At 43.1% G+C, this 26,623-nt stretch carries 24 protein-coding genes and 1 riboswitch; of the genes, 14 read left to right on the forward strand and 10 right to left on the reverse strand.

Annotated elements, in window-relative coordinates:
- Window positions 1-43: 43 nt before the first annotated feature.
- From IJ23_RS01990 to IJ23_RS02000, 3 genes are all read left to right on the forward strand, one after another.
- Window positions 44-1,471, forward strand: a complete 1,428-nt coding sequence (locus IJ23_RS01990; RefSeq protein WP_033905198.1) for an NAD-dependent succinate-semialdehyde dehydrogenase — start codon at window positions 44-46, stop codon at window positions 1,469-1,471.
- Window positions 1,472-1,485: 14 nt separating this feature from the next.
- Entirely contained in the window at window positions 1,486-2,757 is a 1,272-nt protein-coding gene (gabT, locus tag IJ23_RS01995; protein WP_033905199.1) for a 4-aminobutyrate--2-oxoglutarate transaminase, read from the forward strand.
- 345 nt (window positions 2,758-3,102) lie between these two features.
- Window positions 3,103-4,599 carry an EAL domain-containing protein gene (locus IJ23_RS02000; protein ID WP_033905201.1) on the forward strand — a complete coding sequence of 499 codons (1,497 nt, stop codon included), beginning with the start codon at window positions 3,103-3,105 and terminating at the stop codon, window positions 4,597-4,599.
- Between the two features lie 132 nt (window positions 4,600-4,731).
- Here the strand turns inward: IJ23_RS02000 and IJ23_RS02005 are convergent, their stop codons facing one another.
- Entirely contained in the window at window positions 4,732-5,619 is an 888-nt protein-coding gene (locus IJ23_RS02005) for a DMT family transporter (protein WP_033905202.1), read from the reverse strand.
- 110 nt (window positions 5,620-5,729) lie between these two features.
- Here IJ23_RS02005 and IJ23_RS02010 point away from each other — a divergent pair, with 110 nt between their 5' ends.
- The 4 genes from IJ23_RS02010 to IJ23_RS02025 all read left to right on the forward strand — a co-directional run bounded on the left by IJ23_RS02010 (window position 5,730) and on the right by IJ23_RS02025 (window position 7,657).
- A complete protein-coding gene (locus tag IJ23_RS02010; RefSeq protein ID WP_017633984.1) occupies window positions 5,730-6,212 on the forward strand; it encodes a MarR family winged helix-turn-helix transcriptional regulator in 483 nt (160 codons plus the stop codon).
- A gap of 23 nt (window positions 6,213-6,235) precedes the next feature.
- A complete protein-coding gene (locus IJ23_RS02015) occupies window positions 6,236-6,589 on the forward strand; it encodes an MmcQ/YjbR family DNA-binding protein (protein ID WP_017633985.1) in 354 nt (117 codons plus the stop codon).
- Between the two features lie 119 nt (window positions 6,590-6,708).
- The gene (locus IJ23_RS02020; RefSeq protein WP_033905203.1) at window positions 6,709-7,143 is read left to right on the forward strand and encodes an Mpo1 family 2-hydroxy fatty acid dioxygenase; all 435 of its coding nucleotides are present in this window, start codon (window positions 6,709-6,711) and stop codon (window positions 7,141-7,143) included.
- A gap of 202 nt (window positions 7,144-7,345) precedes the next feature.
- Complete coding sequence (locus tag IJ23_RS02025; RefSeq protein WP_005377799.1) at window positions 7,346-7,657, forward strand: hypothetical protein; 312 nt, start codon at window positions 7,346-7,348, stop codon at window positions 7,655-7,657.
- A 146-nt stretch (window positions 7,658-7,803) separates the two neighbouring features.
- Here the strand turns inward: IJ23_RS02025 and IJ23_RS02030 are convergent, their stop codons facing one another.
- The 7 genes from IJ23_RS02030 to metA all read right to left on the reverse strand — a co-directional run bounded on the left by IJ23_RS02030 (window position 7,804) and on the right by metA (window position 17,915).
- Window positions 7,804-8,895, reverse strand: coding sequence for a hypothetical protein (locus IJ23_RS02030; RefSeq protein ID WP_033905204.1), 1,092 nt, complete (start codon window positions 8,893-8,895; stop codon window positions 7,804-7,806).
- 1 nt (window position 8,896) lies between these two features.
- Window positions 8,897-9,373 (reverse strand): hypothetical protein, encoded by a 477-nt coding sequence (locus IJ23_RS02035; RefSeq protein WP_017633987.1) that lies wholly within the window; start codon window positions 9,371-9,373, stop codon window positions 8,897-8,899.
- 9 nt (window positions 9,374-9,382) lie between these two features.
- On the reverse strand, window positions 9,383-12,559 hold the full coding sequence (locus tag IJ23_RS02040; protein WP_081886387.1) for a response regulator: 3,177 nt from the start codon (window positions 12,557-12,559) through the stop codon (window positions 9,383-9,385).
- Between the two features lie 156 nt (window positions 12,560-12,715).
- Window positions 12,716-14,872, reverse strand: coding sequence for a GGDEF domain-containing phosphodiesterase (locus IJ23_RS02045; protein ID WP_033905205.1), 2,157 nt, complete (start codon window positions 14,870-14,872; stop codon window positions 12,716-12,718).
- Window positions 14,872-15,801: a phosphate/phosphite/phosphonate ABC transporter substrate-binding protein gene (locus IJ23_RS02050; RefSeq protein WP_033905206.1), complete on the reverse strand. Its 930-nt coding sequence runs from the start codon at window positions 15,799-15,801 to the stop codon at window positions 14,872-14,874. The genes IJ23_RS02045 and IJ23_RS02050 overlap by 1 nt, the downstream gene beginning before the upstream one ends.
- Before the next feature lie 267 nt (window positions 15,802-16,068).
- Window positions 16,069-16,794, reverse strand: coding sequence for a type IV pilus biogenesis/stability protein PilW (pilW, locus tag IJ23_RS02055; RefSeq protein WP_033905207.1), 726 nt, complete (start codon window positions 16,792-16,794; stop codon window positions 16,069-16,071).
- A gap of 179 nt (window positions 16,795-16,973) precedes the next feature.
- Window positions 16,974-17,915, reverse strand: coding sequence for a homoserine O-acetyltransferase MetA (gene metA, locus IJ23_RS02060; RefSeq protein ID WP_005377792.1), 942 nt, complete (start codon window positions 17,913-17,915; stop codon window positions 16,974-16,976).
- A gap of 340 nt (window positions 17,916-18,255) precedes the next feature.
- Between metA and IJ23_RS02065 the strand changes: the two genes are divergently transcribed.
- The 3 genes from IJ23_RS02065 to IJ23_RS02075 all read left to right on the forward strand — a co-directional run bounded on the left by IJ23_RS02065 (window position 18,256) and on the right by IJ23_RS02075 (window position 20,472).
- On the forward strand, window positions 18,256-18,642 hold the full coding sequence (locus IJ23_RS02065) for a DUF6559 family protein (RefSeq protein ID WP_005377791.1): 387 nt from the start codon (window positions 18,256-18,258) through the stop codon (window positions 18,640-18,642).
- A gap of 123 nt (window positions 18,643-18,765) precedes the next feature.
- Window positions 18,766-19,101, forward strand: a complete 336-nt coding sequence (locus tag IJ23_RS02070; RefSeq protein ID WP_169644527.1) for a DMT family transporter — start codon at window positions 18,766-18,768, stop codon at window positions 19,099-19,101.
- A gap of 420 nt (window positions 19,102-19,521) precedes the next feature.
- The gene (locus IJ23_RS02075; protein WP_031778977.1) at window positions 19,522-20,472 is read left to right on the forward strand and encodes an LpxL/LpxP family Kdo(2)-lipid IV(A) lauroyl/palmitoleoyl acyltransferase; all 951 of its coding nucleotides are present in this window, start codon (window positions 19,522-19,524) and stop codon (window positions 20,470-20,472) included.
- A gap of 70 nt (window positions 20,473-20,542) precedes the next feature.
- Here the strand turns inward: IJ23_RS02075 and IJ23_RS02080 are convergent, their stop codons facing one another.
- On the reverse strand, window positions 20,543-22,015 hold the full coding sequence (locus IJ23_RS02080; RefSeq protein ID WP_033905209.1) for a carboxypeptidase M32: 1,473 nt from the start codon (window positions 22,013-22,015) through the stop codon (window positions 20,543-20,545).
- 223 nt (window positions 22,016-22,238) lie between these two features.
- On the opposite strand from IJ23_RS02080, the gene IJ23_RS02085 reads away from it, so the two are divergent.
- Complete coding sequence (locus tag IJ23_RS02085; protein ID WP_017820932.1) at window positions 22,239-22,874, forward strand: LysE family translocator; 636 nt, start codon at window positions 22,239-22,241, stop codon at window positions 22,872-22,874.
- Window positions 22,874-23,440 (forward strand): hypothetical protein, encoded by a 567-nt coding sequence (locus tag IJ23_RS02090; RefSeq protein ID WP_005385713.1) that lies wholly within the window; start codon window positions 22,874-22,876, stop codon window positions 23,438-23,440. Before IJ23_RS02085 ends, IJ23_RS02090 begins: the two co-directional genes overlap by 1 nt.
- A gap of 118 nt (window positions 23,441-23,558) precedes the next feature.
- On the opposite strand, the gene IJ23_RS02095 is transcribed toward IJ23_RS02090, so the two are convergent.
- Window positions 23,559-24,935 (reverse strand): alanine/glycine:cation symporter family protein, encoded by a 1,377-nt coding sequence (locus IJ23_RS02095; protein WP_005377785.1) that lies wholly within the window; start codon window positions 24,933-24,935, stop codon window positions 23,559-23,561.
- Window positions 24,936-25,057: 122 nt separating this feature from the next.
- A riboswitch (glycine riboswitch) is annotated at window positions 25,058-25,157 on the reverse strand.
- Between the two features lie 527 nt (window positions 25,158-25,684).
- Between IJ23_RS02095 and IJ23_RS25335 the strand changes: the two genes are divergently transcribed.
- Both IJ23_RS25335 and IJ23_RS02105 read left to right on the forward strand, forming a co-directional pair.
- Window positions 25,685-25,843, forward strand: coding sequence for a hypothetical protein (locus tag IJ23_RS25335; RefSeq protein WP_005377784.1), 159 nt, complete (start codon window positions 25,685-25,687; stop codon window positions 25,841-25,843).
- A 31-nt stretch (window positions 25,844-25,874) separates the two neighbouring features.
- Window positions 25,875-26,609, forward strand: coding sequence for a chromosome partitioning protein ParA (locus IJ23_RS02105; RefSeq protein WP_033905210.1), 735 nt, complete (start codon window positions 25,875-25,877; stop codon window positions 26,607-26,609).
- Window positions 26,610-26,623: the final 14 nt, after the last annotated feature.

The raw sequence follows: 26,623 nt of genomic DNA on the forward strand, positions 1-26,623 counted from the left end.
CCGCTGGCTTAGCGGCGATGATGAGTTGTCAAAAGGAATGACCATGCAACAGATACAAAACCAAAGCCTTGTTTCGTTTATGGTAGCGAATCCACAACAGGGCATTGCAGTGACTAATCCGGCGACCGGAGAACTCCTCGGGTACGCACCAGTCTCAACCGAAAACGACATTTTAAATGGCATTGAACGTGCCAGTGTGGCGCAGAAAAAGTGGGCGGCACTGCCAGCAAAAATGCGTGCTGGCATGCTCAATCGTTGGTTCCAACTTCTGTTAGAAAACAAAGCCGACCTTGGCCGTTTGATGACGTTAGAGCAAGGTAAGCCGCTAGCGGAAGCTCAAGGTGAAGTGCTTTACGGTGCGAGCTTTATCGAATGGTTTGCTGAAGAAGCGAAACGTACCTACGGTGAGACGATTCCTGCCCCAAGTGCAGACAAGCGTTTGGTGACCATCAAACAGCCAATTGGTGTCGCCTGTGCGATTACACCGTGGAACTTCCCAATTGCGATGATCACGCGCAAAGCAGGGCCAGCTTTAGCGGCCGGTTGTAGCTTTGTCGTAAAACCATCTGAATCTACGCCGCTGTCTGCGTTTGTGGTCGCAGAGCTTGCCTATCAAGCGGGTATCCCTCGCGATGTGCTGCAAGTGGTTCTGGGTGAAAATTCACGTCAGGTAGGCGCTATTTTCACTTCGCATCCGTTGATTCGTAAGTTGTCTTTCACTGGCTCTACCCAAGTTGGTAGTGTGCTGATGCAGCAAAGCGCGGCGGACATTAAACGTACCTCAATGGAGCTCGGTGGCAACGCGCCGTTTATCGTATTCGATGATGCCGACATTGATGCAGCCGTGGCGGGTGCGATGGTGTCGAAGTTCCGTAACGCAGGCCAAACGTGTGTTTGTGCGAACCGTTTCTATGTACACAGCAAAGTGTATGACGAATTCGTTGCTAAGTTTGACGCTGCGGTTCAGCAGCTCAAAGTTGGTAACGGATTGGAAGAGGGGGTCAACATTGGTCCAGTGATCAGCGAGTCAGCGAAGCAAGGCATTCAAGCGTTGATCGATGGTGCTATCGAGCAAGGCGCGAAGCCGGTTTCAGAACTCAAAACGCTCGATGGTCTATTTATGCAGCCAGTGGTGCTCAAAGACGTTACTCACGACATGAAGATTGTCTCTGAGGAAATCTTTGGTCCTGTCGCACCAGTGATTCGTTTTGACAGCGACGAACAGCTAGTCGAAATGGCGAACGACACCATCTACGGCCTTGCGTCGTACTTCTACAGCCAAAACATCCACCGTGTTTGGAAAATCGCAGAAGCGCTCGAATACGGCATGGTTGGCATTAACGAAGGCATGATTTCTACTGAAGTCGCTCCTTTCGGCGGTGTTAAGCAGTCCGGCATCGGACGCGAAGGAGCAAAACAAGGTATCGATGAATATATGGACGTGAAATATCTCTGCTTTGGCGGCAACTAATTAAGGACAAAACAATGACAAATCAACAACTGCACGAAAGAAGAAGCCAAGTTATCGCTCAAGGCATGGGCGCACTGTACCCACTTTACGTAGAGAAAGCAGAAAACGCTTACGTATGGGATATCGAAGGCAACAAATACATAGACTTTGCAGCGGGTATCGCGGTAACTAACACCGGGCATTCTCACAAGCGCATTAGCGAAGCGGTAAAAGCTCAGCTGGACAATTTCTCACACACGTGTGCGATGGTTACGCCATACGCGTCATTCGTAGAGCTGGCTGAAAAGCTGACAGAACTTGTACCAGGTGAGACTAAGAAGAAAGCGATCTTTCTAACCACTGGCGCCGAGGCGGTCGAAAATGCCGTAAAAGTGGCACGCGCTCATACAGGCCGTAGCGGCGTGATAGCGTTTAAAGGCGGCTTTCACGGTCGCACAAACATGACTATGGGGTTAACTGGTAAAGTTGCGCCATATAAAGCAGGCTTTGGTCCTTTCCCGAATGAAATCTATCACGCGCCGTACCCAAATGCGTTCCACGGCATCAGCGTTGAGCAAAGCTTACAAGCAATCGACGATCTATTTGCTTGCGATATCGAACCTTCACGCGTTGCGGCGATAATCTTCGAGCCAGTACAAGGTGAGGGCGGCTTCTACAAAGCACCTGAAGCGTTTGCACAAGGCTTACGTCAGCTGTGTGATAAGCACGGTATCATGCTGATTGCCGATGAAATCCAAACGGGTTTTGCTCGTACCGGTAAAATGTTTGCAACAGAGTACCTAGGCATTGAACCAGACCTAATGACAATGGCGAAAGGCATTGCTGGTGGTTTCCCAATCTCAGCGGTGGTTGGGAAAGCGGATGTGATGGACTCTGCGCTGCCGGGTGGTTTAGGTGGCACTTACGCGGGCTCTCCACTTGGTTGTGTTGCTGGTCTTGAAGTGCTGAAAATCATCGAAGAAGAAGATTTGTGTGCTAAAGCGATTGGGATCGGTGAAGTGGTCAATGCACGTATGACCAAACTGCAACAATCTGTGCCTGCTATTGGTGAAATCCGTACCACGGGTGCAATGATGGCGATTGAGTTTACTGACCCAGAATCAGGCAAACCACTGCAAGAGATGACCAAAGCGGTGATTTCTAAAGCGCAAGAAAACGGCCTTATCCTGCTTTCTTGTGGAGTAAAAGCGAACGTGATTCGTCTGTTACCTCCACTGACCATCGAATCTGACGTGCTAAATGAAGGCCTAGATAAGTTGGAAAAAGTGATTCTTGAAGTGGCGTAATTCACGCACTTTTAAATAGCAATAACAAATCAAGGAAGCGGTTGGCATCAATCGTTTCCTTTTTGTTTTTTAGCGTATCTGCTGCCTATCTAAAAAGTATTGCTCAAGCTCCAAGTCGTCACTTTTATTACGGATGACTTAACAATTGGGCTCGTTCTTACTTTCCACTTATTCGCTACTTTGTTCTCCTCGAATGTGGTTTGGTGCTCACATTCTAAATCCCGACATCTGAAAGCCACTTGAGCCTATCATTTTATTGAGCGTCATTCCTCACTTTTTGGACTATAAAAATGAGATAGTATTCATATCCCACTTAGGTTGCTTGACAGATTAGCAGGACGAACTTTGATAACAAAGAATACAAGGTATGCCACTTTACTCGGCTTAGTTCCCATCGCCATATTTGTAGTGGCCTTTCATTCGATAACCAACTTTTACGTCAACTCGGTAAAAGCGTCGAAAATAGATGCTTACGTAGATTATTTAAATCAAAGGTCTGCCTATTTGGACGGAGCAATAGTGAAGCAGATTGCTCAGTTAGATTTTACTTGTAGTGATAGTGATGTAAGAACTTTACGCGACTCACGTTTTTATAACCGTTACATTCGTTTTATTGCGATGACCACAGAAGGCGGAAAAACGTGTTCCACGGTTGGTAGTGAAGTGTCTCGCCCATCTAGTAGTGAACGATTTCAGATGGATGAGAACTTTTTCGCATCACTTATTTTGCCGCAACAGAATGACCAAATAGAGTGGATGGTCATTTATGATAATGAACACGTTGAAGTTTTCTGGGTGCTTGATAACAGTTGGGTTAACGAGGTAATAAAAACGCCTTGCAAAGACTGCCTATTTGTAGAGTTTAAGTATGATGAACCAATATTTGGTGATTTAACGATAAGCCGTGGCAAAGCGAATATTGCAGGAGAAGAAAGCGCACTCTCAAAAGAGTTTTTCTTTTCAGGAGAGTCTCAAGCCAACATGCTCATCAAGATATACAGCGGTGAAAAACTTAAAAATTATGCTCAGGAAAGAGTACTTTTGTGGGGCGGTCTTGTAAGTGTGCTTGCTGGTCTTGTGACTGCCTTTGCATACATATCTGGTAAAAGCTTGAGAAAATCCATTACAGGTCTAATTGAAAATGGGATTAGTAATGCAGAATTTATTCCTTACTACCAGGCGATTGTCGATAGTCGCGATGGTAAGACAGTAGGATATGAAGCTCTGATTCGATGGTCGCGGCGTGATGGAATGGTGCCACCAAATATGTTTATTGGTGCTGCAGAAGAAAGTGGCCTGATTATCCCGATGACGAATCAGCTTATTCGTAAAATCATACAAGACTTAAGTGACTTACCCGAGCATACGTGGGTCAGCATCAATATTGTTTCCTCCCATTTAGAGTCAGGTGTATTAACGAAGTTGCTGTCGGAGTTAAATTGGCCAATCTCTAATAGAATTCATTTTGAATTGACCGAGAGAATACCAGTAAAAGACACTGAGGCCGCGAAAAAAGAGATTTTGTATTTAACGAATAAAGGCTACAAGTTCAAAATTGACGATTTTGGTACCGGATATGGTGGCTTTTCTTACCTACAAGATTTGGGCATCCGGTGTGTAAAAGTGGATAAGATGTTCATTGATCCAATAGGATCTGACGACCAAAAGTTGAAAGTGCTAGACTCAATTGTGTCTGCAGCGAACAAAGCGGAATGTGAGATGATTGCAGAAGGTGTAGAGAGCCAGGCTCAAGTCGAATACCTGGCTCAGCATGCGATTTACCTTATTCAAGGTTATGTTTACGCTAAACCAGAGCCCCTGACTAACCTTGCAAGTGCTTAATAGCCATAACGTCATAACATCCCGCTTTAAAGGTGCCAGTTTCCTAGGTTAGCGCTGATTTCTGCTGGTGGGCTCACGCTTGAGGATTCCTAACACTCTCATTACTCCTAGAGTGTTAGGAATTAACGTTACTTAGGAGGAGAGTGCGGCTCTTTTCGTTTTGATTGACGTAATGAGCTGAGGTAGTAATGACATTACGATCATTCCCAGCATTAAGCTGTATTGCAGAGGAGTGAACGTTTCCCCCAATAGCAGTAGGCCCGAAACAATGCCTGCGACTGGGTTTGCAATACCACCAAAGGTAAAATCTACGACCGACATCCGCTGTAATAACCATACATACATGCCATACCCTAATGCGGTGTTCAGAATAATTACCCACAGTAACCCTAGAATATTCGTCATGGATACGTCCTGAACGACCGTAGCATATGGCTCTGGATTGTTTATCGCCTGCACACTTGTTGCGATAGACATAATCACGCCACCCAAAATGAGCTGCCATGTTAACACTGTCCACCAGTGCATTTTTGTACCTAGTGACTTTGTTACGCTACTTCCTATCACGATGCACATAATGGCGGAGATCATCGCAAGTAAGCCCACGGGGTCGAGAGAAATAGAGCTAGGATCAAATAAGAACCAAGCTAAAGCAATCAAAGTTGCGCCGCTTATCGCTTGAATGCCACTAGGTTGACGTTTGTAGACCGCCCAACCAAACAGCATCGCAAAAACGGGGACCGAAACCATACCAACACCAGAGATGGCAGAAGGAAGCGTTAACGCCATGACAAAAATAAGACCAAAGAAGCAAGCGATGTTGATGGTTCCTAAAACAAGCAGCACCTTCCACTCACTTCTTTTTGGAAACGAGGGCTTTATTGCCAGCAACAAAAGACCCGCAGGCAGTGCCCTTAGAGCGCCAAGTAAAACGGGAGGCCAGTCCGGTAGAGTAAACTGAGTAACAGCGTAAGTCGTCCCCCAAAAAAAGGCAGGAATCATCGCAAGTAAAATGTTCATGTTAAATATCTTTATGTAGAGATAATTAAATGTAACGATATCGGCAAGGTGGCTTTTTGTAAAGTATCTTTATGTTAAAATAAAAAATATATGATGTTTGGAGAGAAATAATGGATGCAATTGATAGAGTGGTAGAGCAGTGGGCTAGGGAGAAGCCAGACCTCGACACTGAACCGATGGCAATAATGGGTCGACTAATGCGAATTGCAAAACACATGGAATCTAGGGTCGCCGAGCTACATAAGAAGTACGACCTGAAAATGGGTGAATTTGATGTGTTAGCGACACTGCGTCGAGCTGGTTCACCATATTGTCTTACTCCCTCAGCGTTAATAGAGTCGATGATGCTCACTTCGGGTGCGATGACTAATCGCTTAGATAAACTTGAGAAGAAAGGGTTTATTACCAGAACCCATAGTAAAGAAGACCGACGTAGCGTCACCGTTGAACTAACAGAGCAAGGCTTAACCTTAATTGACAAGCTAATTTTGGAGCATGTAGACGTTCAGCAATCGTTATTGCATGGTTTAGAAGGCAATGAAAAAGAGCAGGTTAACCAGGCGTTAAAATTGCTATTGCCACAATTTGAGTGAGAACGCTGAAGGAGGTAGGGGATATGAAAAGCAAAGAACTAGAACAATACTTAAGTACCTTCATGTGTGCAGAAAGCGATTTCCCATTTGGGCCTGAAGCGCTTGTTTACAAAATCAAAGGCAAGATGTTTGCCATCATTGCAGAGAGAAACGGTCGGGAGTATGTCAGCGTAAAAGTAAAACCAGAAGATGGGGAAGTCTTAACGTCGCAGTTTACGGACATTATCCCAGGTTATCACTTAAATAAGCGTCATTGGATAACGGTTTATTTTAACGGTGATGTCGAGGATGGGTTGATTCAAGACTTGTGTGAACGCTCTTATGCTCTTGTCGTTGCCAAGCTGCCGAAAGCACAACGAGCGTTGCTTGGTGAGTAATCGGCAACGCACTGGCCTCTGTTGTTTTGTCGCTCGTTGCTCGTAGCCTTTACGGAAAAATTCGCACCTTTTTCATCCTCGGGCTATATAAGAATAAGAAGGTGGAAAAGGGGAATGATATGCGAGCATTATCTGAATGGCTAAAAGAATACGGGGAGAGTCACCAAAACCCTATCAACCAAAAGATTCACACAATCGCAGTTCCAGGTATTTACCTTTCTGTGGTTGGACTTATTTGGTCGATTCCCCAGATTTCATTATTAGGCTTCGAACTTAATTGGGTTTGGGTAGCGGTGATCCCCACTTGGGTTTTCTATTTTCGTTTGTCTCTGAGTGTATTCATGATGATGATCGGCTACACATTAGCGTGCATTGGCCTTATTTGGTCGCTAGAGGTATTGATGTTGCCCGTTCTGCATATTTCTATGCTCTTGTTTGGCGTATTGTGGATATTGCAATTTATCGGTCACAAGATTGAAGGTAAAAAACCGTCGTTTTTTGAGGATTTACAGTTTCTACTCATCGGCCCGGTTTGGGTGTTCAGAAAACACTAGCGATAAGCAAAATCAGGCATCATCCGAATTACACAAGACATATAACGTTCAGAGATTTTGTAGCTCTTACTACAGAATACCTCTCCTTCTTATTGCCACGACAAGCATTCACTTTAGATACGCACTATGATTAAAGAGGTGCCAACGCACTTTACGCTATCGAGATACTTAAACTTACGGCAAGTTTACTTTAGGGGGATGAATGTACGACCGACAATATAAATATGCCTATTGGAGAGAAGAGCGTAAAAAAGGCAAATGGCACTATATATTAAAGTCCTTCTTTATGATTTGTTGTGCATTACTGCTTGGTAAAGTCATCGGTTTGTTCATTTTTGGAGAGCTGCATTCTTTAAGCGACATTTGGGAACAACTCCCTGCGGATGTTTTTATTATGATGCTCGTGGGCTTCCCAATTAGTGTCCTTGGTTGGTACCACGAAGAGTCAAAGTTTTTCCGGGCACTGCGACGCAAAGAAAAGCGGTTAAAAGGCAATCAAAACAAACCGAAATAGAGTAACCTTTGTCTCTGTTTGGATTGCCACTTACCTATCTGATCGATTCTATCCCTTCCAGTCGTTTAGCGTTTAGTTACGTGTTGCAAAAAGCCTTCTTAATACAACAGCCCCCAGTGTTGTGGAAATTGGTACTGTAAGAAACATTAAAAAACGAAGTTGAGCATTAGCGTATAAAGGCTCGCACTGTCATCCTTTGGGGCTGATGAAAACGCGCCAGAGCTATTATTGTAGGCGTTGAACCTTTGCCATTCTGCGTTCAGGGAAACGTTGTAATCTAGGTCGTATCTCAACCCGAGTAAGAAACTGTCTCCACTTTTTTTATCCCGATTATTAAACTGCTGACCGTAAACAATATAAGGAGTTAGCTTGTTTACATTATAACTTGTTGTCGCGTACCAAGATGAGGAAAGATTGCTGGTCTGTCCTTCTGCCATAATCACAATGTTATCGAGCTCGTATCTTAACCCTAGAGAAAACAGATCGATCGTGTTGTTTTTTTCTGTTTCAACTAGACGGTCAATGATTGTGGTTCCGCCACCGGGAGTGGATTGCTCAATGTTAGAGAGCGTCGTTGTTTGATCATAATCGCCGTGGAGGTAGGAAAAATTCCAACGATAACTCTCTCCGCTTAGCGTTAAGTTCATCCCTGCAGTGTTGTTTGACTCAATTTCCAATTCAGTACGTTCATTGATGGTTACGTCACTATTGTCTTTAAACCCGACAAACGGCATGGCAGTAAGTACGACTTGCTCATTGAGGTCATGAATCCAGCGTGCAGATAGGCCGTTATAAGCCGTGATACCTAGAATGCTGTCATATACCTCATTCGGTGGGCGGGCTTGGGTAAAAGCGTGGCCGACATAGTTGTACTCAGACATCAAAAACAGTGGCAGTCTTAAGCGTCCTCCTCGTATTTCTATGTTTTGATAGGTATAAGCCAAATACGCCCACTCGAGCTGAGGCGAGCTCCAATGGTCTTGCGGGCGCTTTACGACTTGTGCGGATGCCCGAAATGCCTTGTGAAAATAATCGAGCTGCATGCCGAAAGTGGTATCGCAATCGAAACAAGATTCATCGCCAATAAAGCGGTTAACTAGTAACGTAGTTGGGTTATCGGATTTTGCCCACGAAGTAGAGCCAAAACCACTTAAAGAAAGTTGTTCTGTTAGTTCAATCGTGGCTGAGCTCGGAAAGGTCGCGATACTCAGCGATAACATGGTTAAATATTTTTTCATATCAATTCTCCGAGCTAACCACACATAAAACGTGAGCATTACTAGGGACGCTCGATGTTGGGGCATAACCAATTCTATTCGGCTTCTCTTGCATCCATGCTATGAGGTCATCAATGCTGGAGCGTGCAATCACTTTTGGCGGTCTAGCTTTACCTGAAAAAGACAAGCTTGCCCAATGCGCGTTCATTTGCGCTAAATTTTTGTTGAGAAGATAACGATAGAACTCAGCTCTTTCTGTTGATGTCGCAGGCCAGTCAGAGAGTTCAATTCGCTGGCCTTGTAAAAGTTGCGTCTTCCCTCTGTACAACTTTCGCGCTTTATTGACAGTGAGCGGAGAGAATTCGTCATTAAATGAGAAAACGGCGTAGCTCTCTGCAGCGAGAGCTTGGCAATTTAATGAAAGAAGGGCAATCAGAATAAACAGATAGCGTTTTATGTAACGCAAAGGAAAAGCAACGCGAGAATGATTTCTACTCATAGAATCCACCTACATTGCTTGTTCAATTTGATACAACAGTTTTTCTTTGCGCACAGGCTTTGGTACGTAGGCATCCATTCCTGAATCAAAGCAGCGTTGAATATCATCATCAACGACGCTTGCTGTTAATGCGATAATGGGCGTCTTAGCTAATCCTTTACTCGCTTCATAAGCTCTAATTTGCCTAGAAGCTTCAAACCCATCCATTATGGGCATCATGCAATCCATCAAAATAACATCAAACTTTCCATCTTTTTGGAACATTTCGACTGCAATTTGTCCGTTTTCTGCGACTTCGAATTGATAGCCTGCTTTAGATAGCAATAGAGAAGCCACTTTCTGGTTCACTCTATTGTCTTCGACAAGCAAGATACGTTCGGAGCGAATAGGCGTTACCGTTGCTTCTGGTTGCTCTGAACTCGCAGGTAGTTTATGAGTTGTATCGAGAGTAGTGTTCTCTTGGTGTGGTTCAGCAGGCGTCGTGTTGGAAACACGTAACCCAATTGCCTTATCTAACTTCTCTTTAAGCAACCCTGCTTTAAACGGTTTGGGCACATAGTCATCCATTCCAACGTCAAAGCATTTTTGTATATCGTCATCGACCACACTTGCCGTTAGAGCAATAATCGGAATTCTGAAAGCGCGTTTTTCTTTTACTTCTATTTGACGAATTATTTGGGTGGCTTCAAATCCATCCATTACGGGCATCATGCAGTCCATTAAAATTAGGCTGTATTGATTCTGTTGAAATTTCTCAACCGCTTCTTGTCCGTTTACTGCGACATCAAAGTCGAAGCCAGCTTTTGTGACGTGTAGCCCCGCGATTTTTTGATTGACCGTATTGTCATCAACGACCAAAATTTTCGGCAAAGATTTAACATGTTGCGCTGAAATGCTCTCTTGTTGTGCGTGCGAGAAATTTGCCGCACAACTTTCAAGTGCTTTAATTAAGCGCTGCCCTAGTAGTGGCTGAGTGACCAAGGCGCTGATACTGCTTCTAAAGTCGAATTGTGGGCTATGAAGGTGCTTGATGAGGCAGACACGAATGTTTCGTTTACAAAGGCTTTCTATCTCATCGATATGCATCGCCGCTGCATTTGGTGATCCTTCTACATGAATAACGATAACGCGCTCGTTATCAATCCACGTTGGCAACGCACTTAAGGTATCTACTGACTGCGTTATATTGATGTTGAAAAAACTTAACTCGTTACGCAGTTTTTGTTCTAGTTGAGTACTGCTGCATACAATCCATATATCGTTGTGATTCAGAGCGTGATAAGCGTTAAACTCTTGCGTCACAACAGGAGCAGTTAGTTCAAAGAAGAAGCGACTGCCTTTACCTTTCTCGGATTCAAGTTGAATTTCTCCACCCATTAGCTCAACTAATTGCGTGCTAATGGCAAGCCCAAGTCCAGTTCCCCCAAATTGTCGGGTAGTAGAGTTATCCTCTTGGGCAAATGGAGCAAATATTTTCTTTTGCTGCTGGGCATCAATACCAATCCCAGAATCTTTAACGGAAAACTCGATGACCGCTTCACCATTTTTAATTTCGCGGGTGATGACCGATAGCTCTACACTGCCTTGTTCGGTAAATTTTACCGCGTTAGACATGAAGTTCATGACAACTTGGCGTATACGATGGTCATCCAACATTACGTGGTAAGGCGTGTTACGGCTAATGTTGACTTGCACATCGATGCCTTTTTCCTTTGCTTTCGGTGAAATGATAGAAGCAATGTCATAGATAGACTCTCGAACACAAGTTGAATGTGGGCTAATGAGCAACATCCCAGATTCAATTTTTGAGAAGTCTAGAACGTCATTAATTAAACTCAAAAGCAGTTGGGAGGAGGTTTCAATCGTGTCGACGTAATCGCGTTGTGTGGCAGTCAGGGAAGTATCGGATAACACTTCAGAGATGCCAATAACGCCATTTAGCGGCGTGCGGATCTCGTGGGACATGTTGGCCAAAAAGCTACTTTTGGCTTTACTCGCCTTAATTGCATCATCTTTTGCTTGTTCTGCATCTTCTTTAGCTTGTGTGAGCTTTAGTCTGGACAACATCCGCTCATCACTAAGCTTTTTTACCTCTCGAGCAAACTTACTCAGCTCGTCTTTACCCTTTATTAGTTGAGCAAGAGGTGAATTTTCAGTGTTACTTTGTTCATTGCTTTCGTTACTGAGAAATTTGAGGACTAGATTCAAGTTTCCAGTAACTTTTCGCACCAATCTTAGCGTTAAACTTACGACCAACAGCGTTAAAAGGCTCATCATTGCGATAAAGGTAAAGCGGTGCTGTGTCGTCGTGTTGATTGTCTTTGATATATCATCACTCAGCTGTTGTTCCATTTTGTCGTCAACACTTTGTAATAACGATAAGCGTTTGTTGAGTGCAGATAACCCCGCATCAATCTCATCCGGGGTTAATGATTTGAGTTGAGCTGGTTGCAATAAATAAGCACGAAACTCTTGGCTTTTGATAAAGACTTCACCCGTAAACGTCTCAATGAGCAGATCTACTTGTTGTTGATTGGCATTTAGCGTCACAAAACGCTCTAGAAATAGTTGTTGGTTCTGGATTAAAGATCGGATAGAAGCCTGTGTTGTGAGGTCATACTCGTTATTTTCCTCTGAAGATCGAATCAAATATTCGCTTAATCTATGCTCTTCAGTGGACCAAAACATCAACCATTCAAGTTGCATCAAAGAAGAAAGGTGAGTGTTTGTTTCATAACTCACATTTCTAAAATAGACTTTGTCTAAGCTCATGAGGATTTCTTTGAACGTATCAGCGCGCCACTCTGCCGCATCTAACTTTTCTTCTTGATTTTGCGAAGAGAGCATCGAGAGGGTTGCTTCCTCAAAGCTTGTCAACTGGTTTAGTATCTCAGCGTTTTCACCGAATACTGGTGCAGCGGTGTCGCGTAACAATTGAGATATCTGCTGAGTTTTTAGTTGCTTATCTATTACATCAGGGTTATTCGGTAGGTGATAAAGCGAAGATACGCGGTCGATGTAGACAGAGAATAACTGTGCTTTTTGTAGTTCCTGAGCCTGGATAGAAAGGCTTTGTACATGTTTACCCGCGAGGACAAGCAACAATAAAATTGGCAGCAAAACCAACCCAAATAGCTTTTGTTTTACCGACAGGTTGTTCCAAGAAAAGATTCCTACCACGCGCATTTCCATATCCAAGAAGTTGATATGAAAAGTGTAGTTTATTTATCTCAGATGTTAGATTTTAAGAGAAAATTCATATTAATGAGGTGGGGGAAGTGTGACCGATATTGCATTACGAGTACTAACGCGCTAAGCGGCAATAGTTAACAAAACGGCGTTCTAAGCAAAGTGATTGACGCTTTGAGCGCCACTCCCTCGTTGGTATTCAAATGCAATCAATTCCTCAGCAGGTACAGGCCTACCTAAGAAAAAGCCTTGTACGACGTCACAGTGGAGAGACTCCATTCGTGTGAGTTGAGTTTGAGTTTCTACGCCTTCGGCTACTACTTTCATTCTTAGGTTGTGAGCCATGGATACAATCGCGCGAACTAATGAATCGTCTTGATCGCTTTTTCGGATTTGAGCGATAAATGAACGATCAATCTTGAGCCCGTCAAAAGCCATATGTTGTAGGTAGGCAAGGGCTGAATACCCCGTACCAAAGTCATCTAGCCAAACTTCCACTCCGATACTTTGTAGTTTTTTAAGCACATATTGAGCTTTCTCTGTATCATCAATAAAAAGTGACTCTGTCACTTCAACATGAATGGTTTGAGGGGCGACATCATGTCGTCGTAAATACTTAGAAAATAATTGACTTAAATCTTGGCGATAGATTTGTCTTGGGGACAAGTTTAATGCGATGTGAAAATCAGTACCGAAATGTTCTGCCCAAATTGCCCGCTGAGCAACTGCCGTCTCAATGATATGTTCTCCAAGCTCCAATATTAAATCACTTTGCTCTGCGATCGGGATAAACGATTCTGGACTGATATAGCCTTTCTCGGGATGATTCCACCTAACCAATGCTTCGACCCCAATTAGGCGATAGGTTTTTAGATCAAATTGTGGTTGATACCACAGCTCGAATTGAGACAAGTCACGTACTGAACGACGCAGTTCTCGTTCTATGTATAAACGTTGTTTAATCGTTTCATCAAACGTGGAATCGTATATCGTCATAATGTCTTTACCGCGTCTTTTAGATTCCTGCGCCGCAAGAGAGGAAAGCTGTAAAAGAGACTCAGCGTTTGAACCAAATTCTGGATACACAGCAATTCCGAGGCTTGCCGTAATTTGAATATCGTTCTCTTCCAAACTAAAGGGAGAGAGTAGTTGGCGATGAATAGCGTGCGCTTTTTCTCTAGCTTCATGATTGTCCGAGCACGGAAAGGCCAGTACAAATTCGTCCGCACCTACTCGACTTACGATGGTAGAAAGGCGGTAAAGCGGCTTAAAATAACTCGGCAAACGGCTTTGAAGCTCTGAGGCAAGATGGCCTAGCAATTTATCCCCAATGTTATGTCCATAGTTATCGTTAATGTGCTTAAAGTCATCCAAGTCAATAAACACAACCGCGAGTGAGGGGGATTTGTGGTCAGTTATTTGCGTTTGAATATCAATGAGTAACTTTTCTCGGTTTGGCAGGGAAGTCAGAATATCGTGGTACGCCATGAACTCAACTCGGCTGGTGTATCGGTTCACTTTGTTTGACATTTTGTTGTACGCCGAAATAAGTTCTCCCACTTCATCTTTGCTTTGTATGTCGGTGACTGGCAGCGCTTGGGTATTTGACTCTGAAAATTGATCTTTTAGTTGCTTGAGTGGTTTAGTTAACGACCGCCCCAAAGCATAAGCGATGATGCTACCGAATAGAACGGATATCCCACTGATCGTTAGCAGCAAGTTAAACATCTTCTGTTTATCGTTTGAGGTAATCGCTTGGACTTGTTCAATGTTCTGTTCTTTCTCTTCCAGTAGATGTATCAAGTTAAGCTCAAGATACACCGCCCCAAGAGTAATGTTTGATTGCTGAATCGGCGCTGCGATCTCCAACTGATGCTTGGAAAAGGAAACGAGAGTTCTAGATTCTTCTATTGCTTTCAAAATAAAAGGAGAGCGGTAATGAGGTTGGGCAAACATCCTTAGCTGAGTAGTGCCGTCGTGAAAGATTAGCCCTTCATTGTCAACAACATGTATTTTCGAGACATCTGGCTGGCTCAATGTTGCCTTAATTTGCTCATACGCTTGACTGATATTGTCTGTATAGAGTGGATCAAAAAGCTGTTTTGATAATAGCTCTGCATAAACCAACCCTTTTTGCTTAACGTAAGATTCTGTTTTTTCTTGAGAGTTGTTCGTGATCTGTTGAGTTAAGCTATTTGAATACGCATCGTAACCGTGCATGTATAACGCAAGATTTATCACCACAACAAACAAGACAACGAACATTGTCGAGCAAATGTATTTGGTTTCGAGTGAGAGCTTTTGAAACATCAATCCACCTTCGGTAACAAGTGAACTGACTTGCGCACTGTACTTAAGGAGGCTCGCATTTCTGGAGTAAGCGCGCTGAATTTTTTGGTGTTCTGAAACTTTTTAAGTGCGAGAGAGCCTTCGTGAGTTGTATCCATATCAAGCAGTATGGACGTGATTTTACGCTGTTGCTCTAGGCTCATGCTTGGAGAAGCGAGAATTAAATCCCTGGGTATTTCAACAGAACGAGAAAAAATCGCTAGTTTGTCTTTCATGTTCTCTGGCAAATCTTTGGGATTGTTCCAGTTGAAGTTACTGAATGCTCCTGCTGCAACTCTCTGTTTATATACCCATACAGATAGGTTGATTTCATTTGACTGAGCGAGTTGCTCATCAAGGAATAAATAACCAATGCTGTCTTTGGCCGGTTTGTCATCAGGAGAGGGAAGGTATTGCAGTTTTTCTCCGTGATTCAGCAATGTAATCGCAGGTAGGTAATAGCTGCTGGTAGACGTGCGCTTTTCGAAAACAAGCGTTTTTCCGCGCAGGTCAGAAAATGACTCAATGCCACTCTCTTTATTAGTAAAGAACACCGTATGATATTTTTGCAGGCCTTTTTTCCATCGTATAGCGAGGACTTGGCTATTAGACTCCTTTTCTAAGGTCATCGCATTAAAGGGGGTCGCCGTTGCAATTTGAACGGTGCCATTTTCAAGCGCAACCGCGAGCTGACGATAATTTTTAAATACCTTTACCGCCCCTTTTGCGTAACCATATTCAGCCATATTTTCAGTTACATACTGGGTAAGGGGCGTCGCTTTTTTGATTTTGCTTTGGGCTTTATTCGACACAATGCCAAACGTGAATGTTTTCTCAATATTATCTTGTGCACTGACGACAAAAGGTGAACTCAGCAAAGTGAGTAATAACAGAGTGCAGGCAGGTTTCATCCGGCTTCAACTTCCTTCTGGTGCATGTCAGTAATATTTAGTATTTATCAATGTGCCGAAATCAATCTTAAAAACAGTATGATGTACAAATTTCGTTGTGTGCGCACTTTTTATAATGTGACTTGGTCACTTATTCCGTTCAAATAGTACCGAATTTGACGTTTATGTACAGGATGAATGTATCACCGTGAGTCTGAATTCACTGGATTCTTGGTCAAGCGCTGTATTGGCTGTGAGCTAATGCGCCTTATGTATCGCTATTTTGTACTAAGAAAATTTTTCCAATTGTTTTTGATACTTTTTCTCGAGAGCTTCATTGCCTGCTGCACGTTCAAGTTGAATCATGAGTTGCAAAGAGGGCTTCTTCACGCCATACATTTGATTGAATCTCATTAATCGAATTCTAGCTTCAGTATAATCACCGCTATCAATTTCTATTTTAGCGAGTTGCAAAATCGATTTTGGTCTATGGGGATCATGATCGATAGCTCTAGTAAAGTAGTATCTCGCTTTGTCTTTATCTTGTGATTTTAGAGCACAAAAAGCTGCATTCTCATAGCTCGCTGGAATAAGGTAGTAATAAGGCTGCTCAATGGCTCGATTAAACATCTGATCGGCTTTTTCGAAGGCACCTCGCTTGCAAAGAAAAGTACCGTAGTTATTGAGCACATTTCCGTTTTTAGTGTGTTGGCGTAGAGAGCGTTTATACATCTGTTCGGCTTTAATATCTTCACCAACCGTTTCGTAGTAGTGAGCCATAGATAATTGCGCGCGATAGTATTGAGGTGCGTGGTTTAAGGCTTGTTGTAAGTTATCATGCGCGCGAATCATGTTACCGCCGTCTAAATAACCTAAGCCAAGTGCGATACGTGATTCTGCCATTGCCACAGGATCGGCTTTAACGACAGGGCTTCCATCTTCTTTCACCGTCACGCAACCCACGAGTGCAAACTGAGACAATAATATTAGTGCACCGAGCTTTGCTGTTTTCATTCTTTATCCCTACATCCCTGAATCTTTCTGCATGATATGAATTACTTAGCAAAAGCCTATTGAGGAAAAAACACTATGCGATCAGGTTTGCAAACTGTTATGAAAAAGCCGCCATATGGCGGCTTGGTTCACATATTACATTTCGGTAATGATGAGTGCTTTGTTTGCTTATTTTGAAGCTAATCGTCTTTAGTGAAAGCATCTTCACTGAAGTGATCGAGGTCGTACGGTGTTTGCTGATAAACACAGTAGTTCAGCCAGTTTAAAAAGAGGAGGTGTCCATGGCTTCTCCAGCTTGCAATTGGTGGGTTATCTGGGTTGTTGTTTGGGTAATAGTTGACAGGAATAGCGGGCTCCATACCTTCGCTTAAATCTCGGATATATTCATTATGTAAGGTGTGAGAATCATACTCAGGGTGTCCTGTGACAAAGACATTGCGTTTGTCTTTTGTGGTGGCCAAGTACACACCTGCGACATCCGATGTCGCTAAAATGTCTAAGTCAGTATGCTCTTCTAGAAAGTGAGGCGAAAAATCTGCGTAACGCGAGTGAGGAGCCAAAAACGTGTCATCAAATCCACGTAAGATAGGGTGAAATTGATGATGGATTTGGTGATGATACACGCCTGAAAGTTTTTCTTTACGCGTTTTTTTAGGTAGATCGTAGAGTAGCTTTAGTCCTGCTTGCGCAGCCCAGCAAACATAAAGAGTGGATGTCACATGATCTTTTGCCCACTCCATGATGGTTTTGAGATGATCCCAATAAATGACATCTTCAAATTGCACCAAACCTAATGGAGCTCCAGTAATGATCATGCCATCGAAGTTTTTATCTCTCACCATTTCAAATTGGCGATAAAACGTGTCTAAATGTTCAGTTGGCGTATTTTTACTCGGGCGGTTATCAATGCGCAGTAATTCGACGTTAACCTGTAGTGGGCTGTTTGAGAGTAGACGCAGAAACTGAGTTTCAGTCTCTATTTTTTTTGGCATCAGATTAAGGATCAGCACTCTTAAAGGACGTATTTCCTGACTCGCTGCACGCGTTTCACTCATCACGAAGATGTTTTCTGTCCTTAATACATCGGTAGCTGGTAATTGATCTGGAATTCTAATTGGCACGACTTTCTCTCCCTAAGTATAGTCAATCTAGACGTCTATACTTCTAAAGCTAACTTAATTAAGTTTAGATGTCGATACGAAATCCGACTTTTCAATCTACTCTTTACATTATGGTAAACCGTACTCGGGGTTGTCACACAATTGTGACTAAAGCAGAGTTTCTGATGAGATAGGTTTGAAACGCAGTGTGTACTATTTGCTGGTAATTATGCGATCACGTTAATATGTGAAGGTGACTTCGTAGTAAGGAAGTCTCAAATTAATGAGCCATACTAAAAACAATCAGCTCACCATTTTGCATTAATGTGCATATTTGGAAACATCGTCAGTGGAGGACATTATGTTCGGTATTTTCAAGAGAAAGACAAAGATTCAGAGCATAGCTCAAGAAGTTCCTTGCGTGCTACTGCATTCGTTTGGTGATAAAGACATTTATACGCCGGAAGAGATTGATCAAGCTCTTCAAAAGCTGGGTTATGATAAGAGCAAGGATATCAGTCATTATCAGTATGCGTATGGAATGTTTGCCGATGAAGCCTCTTACGAGCTCCTAGAACTAACGGATGAGCTAGGTAATTATGGTCATTTCCAACGTGAAGTAGGTAAGATGCTACTCAATACACCTGAGCCGATTGATATGCATATCTACTTTGAAATTTCTCGTCAGCACCAAAACGTCAGCCTTTCACCTGGTCATCAAAAAGTAAGCGAAAGTGATGGTGTGTAAACATCGTTAGTGGTATTCCATCGTGAGATGAGTTGGGTATAATGCGCGGCCTAATTATCCGGACATGTTGTCGGTTACATTTCTGTTGAGCGTTAATGCCTTATGTTCAAAATGCTTGTCTCTATGCCACCAATGTTGGCGCTGTCGATAGCGATTGTATGTGAAGTGATTGCCACTTCTTATATTCCCAAAACAGAGCAATTTACGAAAGTAATGCCGAGCACAGTCGTTTTGATTGGTTACGGCATCGCTTTCTTCTTGCTTTCCGTCACAGTGCAAACAATGCCTGTCGGGGTTGTTTATGCCATATGGAGTGGTGCTGGGATCGTTTTGGTTGCGACGGTTGGTTACTTTGTTTACGGACAGCGGCTAGACTTACCAGCCCTAGTTGGTATTGGGTTTATCATCGCTGGTGTGTTGATCGTAAATTTATTATCCAAAACAGTAGGGTACGAATAACGCCACTCTACTTGTTAAGTGAATAAGAAGCCGCAGCGAGAAATTGCTGCGGCTTTTTAGTACAAATTCAATCGCTAATGGCGAGTATTGATATGATGTCTTATTGTTGCATTCATCACGGTCGCATTATGTGATTGAACAATAGGCATTATTTAGCGCATTGAAAATACAAAGTTATGTTTCTTCAAACTTTAGGAAAGGGCAGTAGATAAATCACTCCGATAGATGTTAACGTGGCGACTCATCTTTACTGCTTTTTCATTCCCTACATATTTCTGCAAAGTTCTTATTGTGTAGTGTGTCGAAGAACCATAGAATCCGCGCGCTTTAATTTATGTTATTAGCGTTATCAATGATAAAAGTGCAGTCCATTATCATTGTTTTTATCACTTATAGATGGGCACATCTGACAATACTTACATGAACAAATACAAAAAGCCTGCATTCAAGGCCGAATTTCTTTTGCCTCGTTACTGGGGAACGTTAATTATCATTAGCGTGATGTACTTACTTAGCCTCCTTCCTTTTAAAGTTCAACTAGCTTTGGGACGCAACATTGGTCGTTTAGCTATGCGAATCATGAGAAAACGTCAAGTTACTATCAGACGCAATCTTGAGCTTTGCTTCCCTCATATGGAAGAATGCCAACGCGAAGCAATTCTAAAAGACAACATCGACAATACTGGCATCGCACTTTTTGAGACCGCAATGGCATGGTTTTGGTCAGATAAACGGGTAAACAAACACGTCACGATAAAAGGCATGGAGCATCTAGAGGCTTTAGAGAAGTCAGGCAAAGGTGCATTAATGTTGGCCGTACACTCAATGAATCTAGAGTTAGGTGCTCGAGCTTTTGGCATTAAAAAGTCTGGAACCGGTGTTTATCGCCCAAACAATAATCCGTGCTTTGATTATTTTCAGTATAAGGGACGCTCTCGCTCTAATCGTACACTGATTGATCGTAAAAACGTCAAAGCCATGCTTGAATCACTTAAAACGGGTGAGCGGGTTTGGTATGCACCGGACCACGATTATGGTAACCGACGCTCGACATTTGCACCGTTATTTGCCGTTAAAAATGCTTGTACTACGACAGGTACAAGTTTGTTGGTTGATTCTACAGATTGCGCCATTGTGCCTTTTACGATGGTAAGAGGAAAAGACGGACACTATACCCTAACCATTAGTGCGCCCGTCGACGGTTTCCCGAAAGAGGATCATCAACGTGCCGCCGCATTCGTGAATCAAATAGTTGAAACATCAATCATGGCAAGTCCGAGCCAGTATATGTGGCTTCATCGTCGGTTTAAAACTAGACCAGAGGGTGAGGACTGTTTGTACAAGCCTAGGCTCATCCCTAGCTTGGCATAACACATAGAGAGCCTACAAAAAGCCCAAGGAACATACGAACCTTGGGCTTTTACTTTCTATTCTTTTCGCTTTATAAGTAGCGATCTTTTAGGTGAGCTTGAAAGTGTTTAGCATTCAGTGTTTCACCCGTGGCTTGTTTTACCAATTCATCAGTGGTGAATAAGCTACCTTTACTCCAGATGTTTTCCGAGAGCCAATTGAATATCGGAGCTAAGTCGCCAGAACGAATAACCGCATCTACATCGACGGTTTGTTTCATTGCTGCCATAAATTGTGCAGCGTACATCGCACCGAGCGTGTAGGACGGGAAATAGCCAAAACTTCCGTCTGTCCAATGGATATCTTGCATACAGCCATTTTTGAAGTTTCCTTCGGTTGATAGCCCCAAGTACGCTTTCATCTTTTCGTTCCAGAGTTCTGGTACATCTGTATGTTTGATGACGCCGTTCATGAGATCTCGCTCAATTTCATATCGAAGAATAACGTGAGCAGGATATGTTAGTTCGTCAGCATCTACGCGAATAAAGCCTTTTTCTACGCGAGTGTAAATTTTGGCTAAATTGTCTTTTTCGAATTCACTACCAGAAAAATGGTTAGAAGCCAGTCGAGCGAGGTGATCGATAAACGCGCTGCTTCGTCCTATTTGCATTTCAAAGAAGAGTGATTGTGATTCATGAATACCCATAGAGCGAGCTTCTCCCGCGGGTGTTCCTGATAAATCTTTTGGTAGCCCTTGCTCGTATCGAGCATGGCCGGTTTCGTGGACAATCCCCATCAATGATTGGACAAACTCGTTTTCATTATAACGTGTCGTAATACGCACATCTGTCGGTACACCGCCACAAAATGGGTGGGTACTCTCATCAAGTCGACCGTGTTCAAAATCGAATTGAAGTAGCTTCATGACTTCCAAACCGAGCGCTTTTTGCTTTTCCGTAGGGTAGTGCGCAGTTGGCAATAAGATGTTGTCTGATTGTTGTTTTTCAAGCGCTTCATCGATCAAAGTAGGAAGCCAGGTTTTCACGTCAGCAAAAAGAATGTCTAACGACGCAGACGTTGTGCCAGGCTCATAAACATCGAGCATGGCATCATAAGGAGTCGTGCCATTTGCTTCGGCTCTAATTTGCGCTTCTTCCTGCGATAGCTTTACGACTTCAGCCCAGTTCTTTTCAAAACCAGCCCAGTCGTTTTCTCCACGCTGTGTACGCCATGCATGTTCACATTTGGAGCCAGCAAGAGATTGAGCTTGAACTAATGATTCTGGTAGTAAGTTAGCTTGCTGCCACCCACGCTTCATTTCTCTTAGGATAGATTTTTCTTTTGTAGACAGCGTCTCTTCTTCTGCCTGAGCGAAAAGCTCTCCCAAGTGCGGTTGAGTCATTAAAGAATGGATATGTACATCGAGCTCTGCCGTGGCATTCGAGCGTGCTTCAGCGCCACCAGGTGGCATGACCGCTGCTTGATCCCAATCTATGATGGCAGATAGATGCTCAAAATTTGCCACTTTTTTGGAATGTTCAACGAGTTTTGTAAATGCGTTCATGTGACTACTCTTATTCTTTTGTTCTTTCCCTAAACACCCGATAACGGGTCCTTCATATGGTGTTGCACTAAGCAACCTGCGTTAATTTACTAATAATTAACAATTAACTCCAACCCATTGTCCATAAACTCACCCAGTTGTATAGCTCTCTTAAAAAAGAAGCTTGCGAATCTTGTGGATTGGCGGTATTGATGAAGGATTGACAATTAATTATCACGATAATATGGATATTTTGAATTTCGAGGCATTTATTATTGCCATTACGATTTTAACGTTAACGCCAGGTTTAGATACTGCACTTGTTATCCGTAACACTAGCCGATCGGGCCTAAAAGATGGATGTACAACCAGTCTAGGGATTTGCTTTGGCTTATTCGTACATGCTTTTTTTTCTGCGGTTGGTATCTCGGCGATTCTTGCGCAATCAGCAGAGTTGTTCCAAATCGTAAAAATGATTGGCGCAGCTTATCTTATCTGGCTTGGTTTGAGCAGTTTAAAAGCGCTAATGTCGTCGAAAGATGGATTGACCGTGACCGAGCAGATTCACGAAGTGTTTAATGGTAAGCGCTCTTTTAGAGAGGGCTTTCTTTCTAACGTCTTGAACCCGAAAACGGCGGTCTTCTATTTGGCTTTCTTGCCACAGTTTGTGAATCCAGAAGGTTCACCCTTGCTTCAATCAATGATGATGGCATCTGTACACTTTGCTATTGCGATGGTTTGGCAGTGTGGTTTAGCTGGCGCGCTTAACTCGGCTAAAAATCTACTAAAGAATGCAAGCTTTATGAAGTGGATGGAAGGCGCGACGGGCGCAGTATTAGTCGCACTTGGTGTGAAGTTATTAATTGAAAAACCCGTTTAATGCGTAATATTTATCGATTGTTGATACTACTCGCTGTATTTATTGTGGGGATAGGTGCCGCTGTTGCTTGGCATACGTGGCCACAAGTACAGTTTGCGCAACGCGGCATGATCTGGTCTTGGCACTGGGGCTACTTCGAGCCTTTTGCTAATGGAATACAACAAACGCGAACTCAAGACACTAAACAGTTATTGCTCAGGCGTGTGTATTTGCATGACGCTATTGTCGTTTTTGTTTCGACAACTATGGACAATAAATTTGAGGTCGACGTTGTAAAAGAGCAAACCTGTGAACCTAAAACGACGACTTGGGCTTCGGTCTCTGTCAATCATCAACGTGTCAGGCATGTACCTATGGTGTGCGATGCGTTTGGGCAAGGCTACTTTTATCGCTACATCGGGAAACATCTGGAATCGATTGAGGTTGGTGTCGGCGACTCGTTTGTAACAGAAGCATTTTTAGACTGGCCGCTATCAGAGTTGAAAGCGGATCAATTCAAGCAAAAAAATGCGAAGTTTTTTGAAGAACGTGGAGAAAACGTTGAGCATCAATGGTTGAGAGATTAACCATTTAACCGAAGATAAATAAAGCCCGCTAAATAATAGCGGGCTTTATGTTTTTACCATTTCTAATGTGCTTTGCTCTCCGTTACTGGTAGTTTGTGACCGAACAGCTGTCATTTCACTAAGCTTTCACTGCTTCAACTTCACCTGATTGCGATGTTGAGCTAAAGAACAGTTTGGTTTCTGCCAGTACGACGTGACGCAGTGCGATCAAACCAATCAGGTTAGGAATTGCCATCAGACCGTTTACGATATCAGCCAGTAGCCAAATCATATCGAGGTGAAGGAATGCACCAGATGCCACCAAGCCAACGAAAATCAGTTTGTATGGAAGCACAGCTTTAGTTCCGAACAGGAACACAACGCAACGCTCACCGTAGTAGTTCCAACCAAGAATGGTGGTAAAAGCGAAGAACATCAAACCGATTGAGACGAGCATAGGGCCAAATGTATCTGCATTTAAACCCACCGCAAAAGCATGAGTCGTCATCGCGGCGCCTGCTAGGTCACTTTGCCATGCACCGGTCAGGATTAGAGCAAGGCCTGTCATGGTACAAATAATGATGGTATCGAAAAAGGTACCCGTCATTGAAATTAGGCCTTGTTTAACACAAGAGTCTGTCTTCGCTGCTGCTGCTGCCATAGGCGCGCTACCCAAACCTGATTCATTTGAGAACACACCGCGAGCGATACCTGATTGGATTGCCAACATGATGCTTGCACCTAGAAAACCACCAGTCGCTGCTGTTGATGTAAAGGCTGAAACCAGCACTAATTCAACGGCATTGAACAATTGGTCTGCATTCATGATGATCACGCTTAAACACGCCAACACATAAAATACAGCCATGGTAGGAACCACTTTTCCTGCAACGTTAGCAATGGATTTGATGCCACCCAAAGTTACGAAAGCAACCAAAAGAGTTAGTACAAAGGCAGATAGCTCACGGTTAACACCAAGAGATATCTCACTTGCATCCAGAATCGCGTTTACTTGTGGAAACGTACCGATACCAAAACAAGCAACACCTAAAGCAAACACTGCAAACATGATCGCGAGAGCTTTTGAGCCAACACCGTATTGCAAGTAATACATTGGGCCACCAATCATTTGGCCTTTATCATCGACTCTTCGGTACTTAACCGCCAACAAACATTCGGCGTATTTAGTCGCCATTCCGAAAAGGGCAGCGAGCCACATCCAGAATAGAGCGCCTGGTCCACCGAGTTTGATTGCTGTGGCAACACCAACAATGTTACCAGTACCAATTGTTGCTGAGAGTGCAGTACAAAGAGCTGCAAAGCTAGAAACGTCACCTTGAGTATTAGATGACTTATCTTTACTGAATACCATCGCTAGCGCTGTTGGGAGGTGTTTAAACTGGATCAAGCCAAGGCTAAAAGTGAAGTAAACACCTGTACCCACTAGCAAAATAAGCAGCGGTGGACCCCAGACAAAATTATCGATGGTTTGTAGTAAAGATTGTAGGTTGTTCATGATTTCCCCTTAATAAAACAACTAATAAGGAGAAGAGGGAAAGGACGAGATCAACGATCTCTAAAAGAACTAAGCTATTGGCTGTAGGCGGGAAGGCCAAGCAAAATAGTTAGGTTGTAACTTTCCACTCCTCTGTCCTTTTGCCTGAGAGTTTCACCTTGCGTGAGTGCAAGACTTGCTCCTTCGGCGACCGATTTAACGGTTCTCTCCAGAGGTTCCTCCAACTACAGTCCCCGCTACCTAGGTAGCACCTGAAATAGTTAATTCTTCGGCGAGTTATGCTAATCAAATGTTAAAATTTGATTAATAACCACTCTCCTGCAGTCTTCATCGGAACAATTACTCAATTAAATGAGTAAAGGTTAGTTAATGATGCTGGTCATCATTAACGTGTGAACTCTATCATGTTTTTGGTCCATTTCAACACCCTATGTCAATTTATTTTCAATGAAATAACCTTATCTATTTTCATGAAGGTATGTTTGCCAATCTTTTTGTGCGAGTCACGGCATAAATAAAATTTATTGGGTTAGGGAATGGAACCCAAAAACACTTCAGAACGATAAATGTGTTTCGATCGTTACGACATAAGTTATTCAATTAAGGACACAAAATTGATTAAAATCGGAGCACTTATTTTAAAATCTACGCTAAGTTGACCTTATGGTACGTATAAATGGGTTACAATGAATCTTTGTGAAACAGTCTACGGACCTAGGCAGTTTTTCATGAGTGGACAAGGAGGCGGTATGACCAGATTATTAGCCATTGCGGTGTTGATTGCAGTAGCATTTGTGCTGTTTCGTTATCGAACCAATGAAAAAGTCCAAAAAGCGACCGTTATAACATTAATTGGCGCATTTCTGATTTATACAGCATCAATTATGTTTGCGGAATTGATCCGCTAGCAAAGTAAAAGAGTCCTTGGAGTAGTATACGGTGAGTTCTCAGAACAAAATGGAAGAGCAAGACGACGTAGTTGTCATTGAAGAGCGTGACAAACGTACGCATATCTATATCGCAATCGCTGCGGTGTTAGGCTTGGCATTTGGTGGCCTTGTTGGATCGGTTGTCACTGCGAACAAGTGGGAATCGACTTACCACGTATTAGAAGAAAAGTATCAAGCACTAACGCAAGATAAAACCCAGTTGGAATCTCAAGTAAAAGTGCGTGAAGAGGCGCTTGACCAAGAAATACAAAACCAAGTTAGTGAGTTACTTGCCGCGAAAGACGAAGCGCACCAGAAAGCACTTAAGAAGTTGCAAAAGCAATTGACTGAGGTCGAGAAGGTCAACTTGTCACTAGAGTCTCAATTGAAGCAGCAGGCAGATAAGATCAACACGACGAAGTCAGAAAATGAGAAGTTGAGTCGTCAAGCGGATATGCAAGCGACTATGTTTGAGCGGTCCCGCGAAGTATTCCAGAAAGAGCTGAAAATTTCGCAAGAATTAGAGTCTCTCGAGAAAGAACGGTCGAAATTATTACCTAAGATTGAGAAACTCAAGAAAGAGTGTGACGTATTTTTAGAAGGCAAATCTTGGGACGTGAAGTCGGACGCGTGTGATAAACATGATGAAGCTAATTCACGACTAAGTCAGGTCGATCAAATGATTGAAGTCTATAAAATGGACCTCAAACAAATCAAAGCAATAACGGAAGATATCGGCCTTTAAGTCTTTTGTATCCG

It is taken from the genome of Vibrio sp. OY15, from assembly GCF_000742455.1.
In the GTDB taxonomy this organism is placed as follows: domain Bacteria; phylum Pseudomonadota; class Gammaproteobacteria; order Enterobacterales; family Vibrionaceae; genus Vibrio; species Vibrio alginolyticus.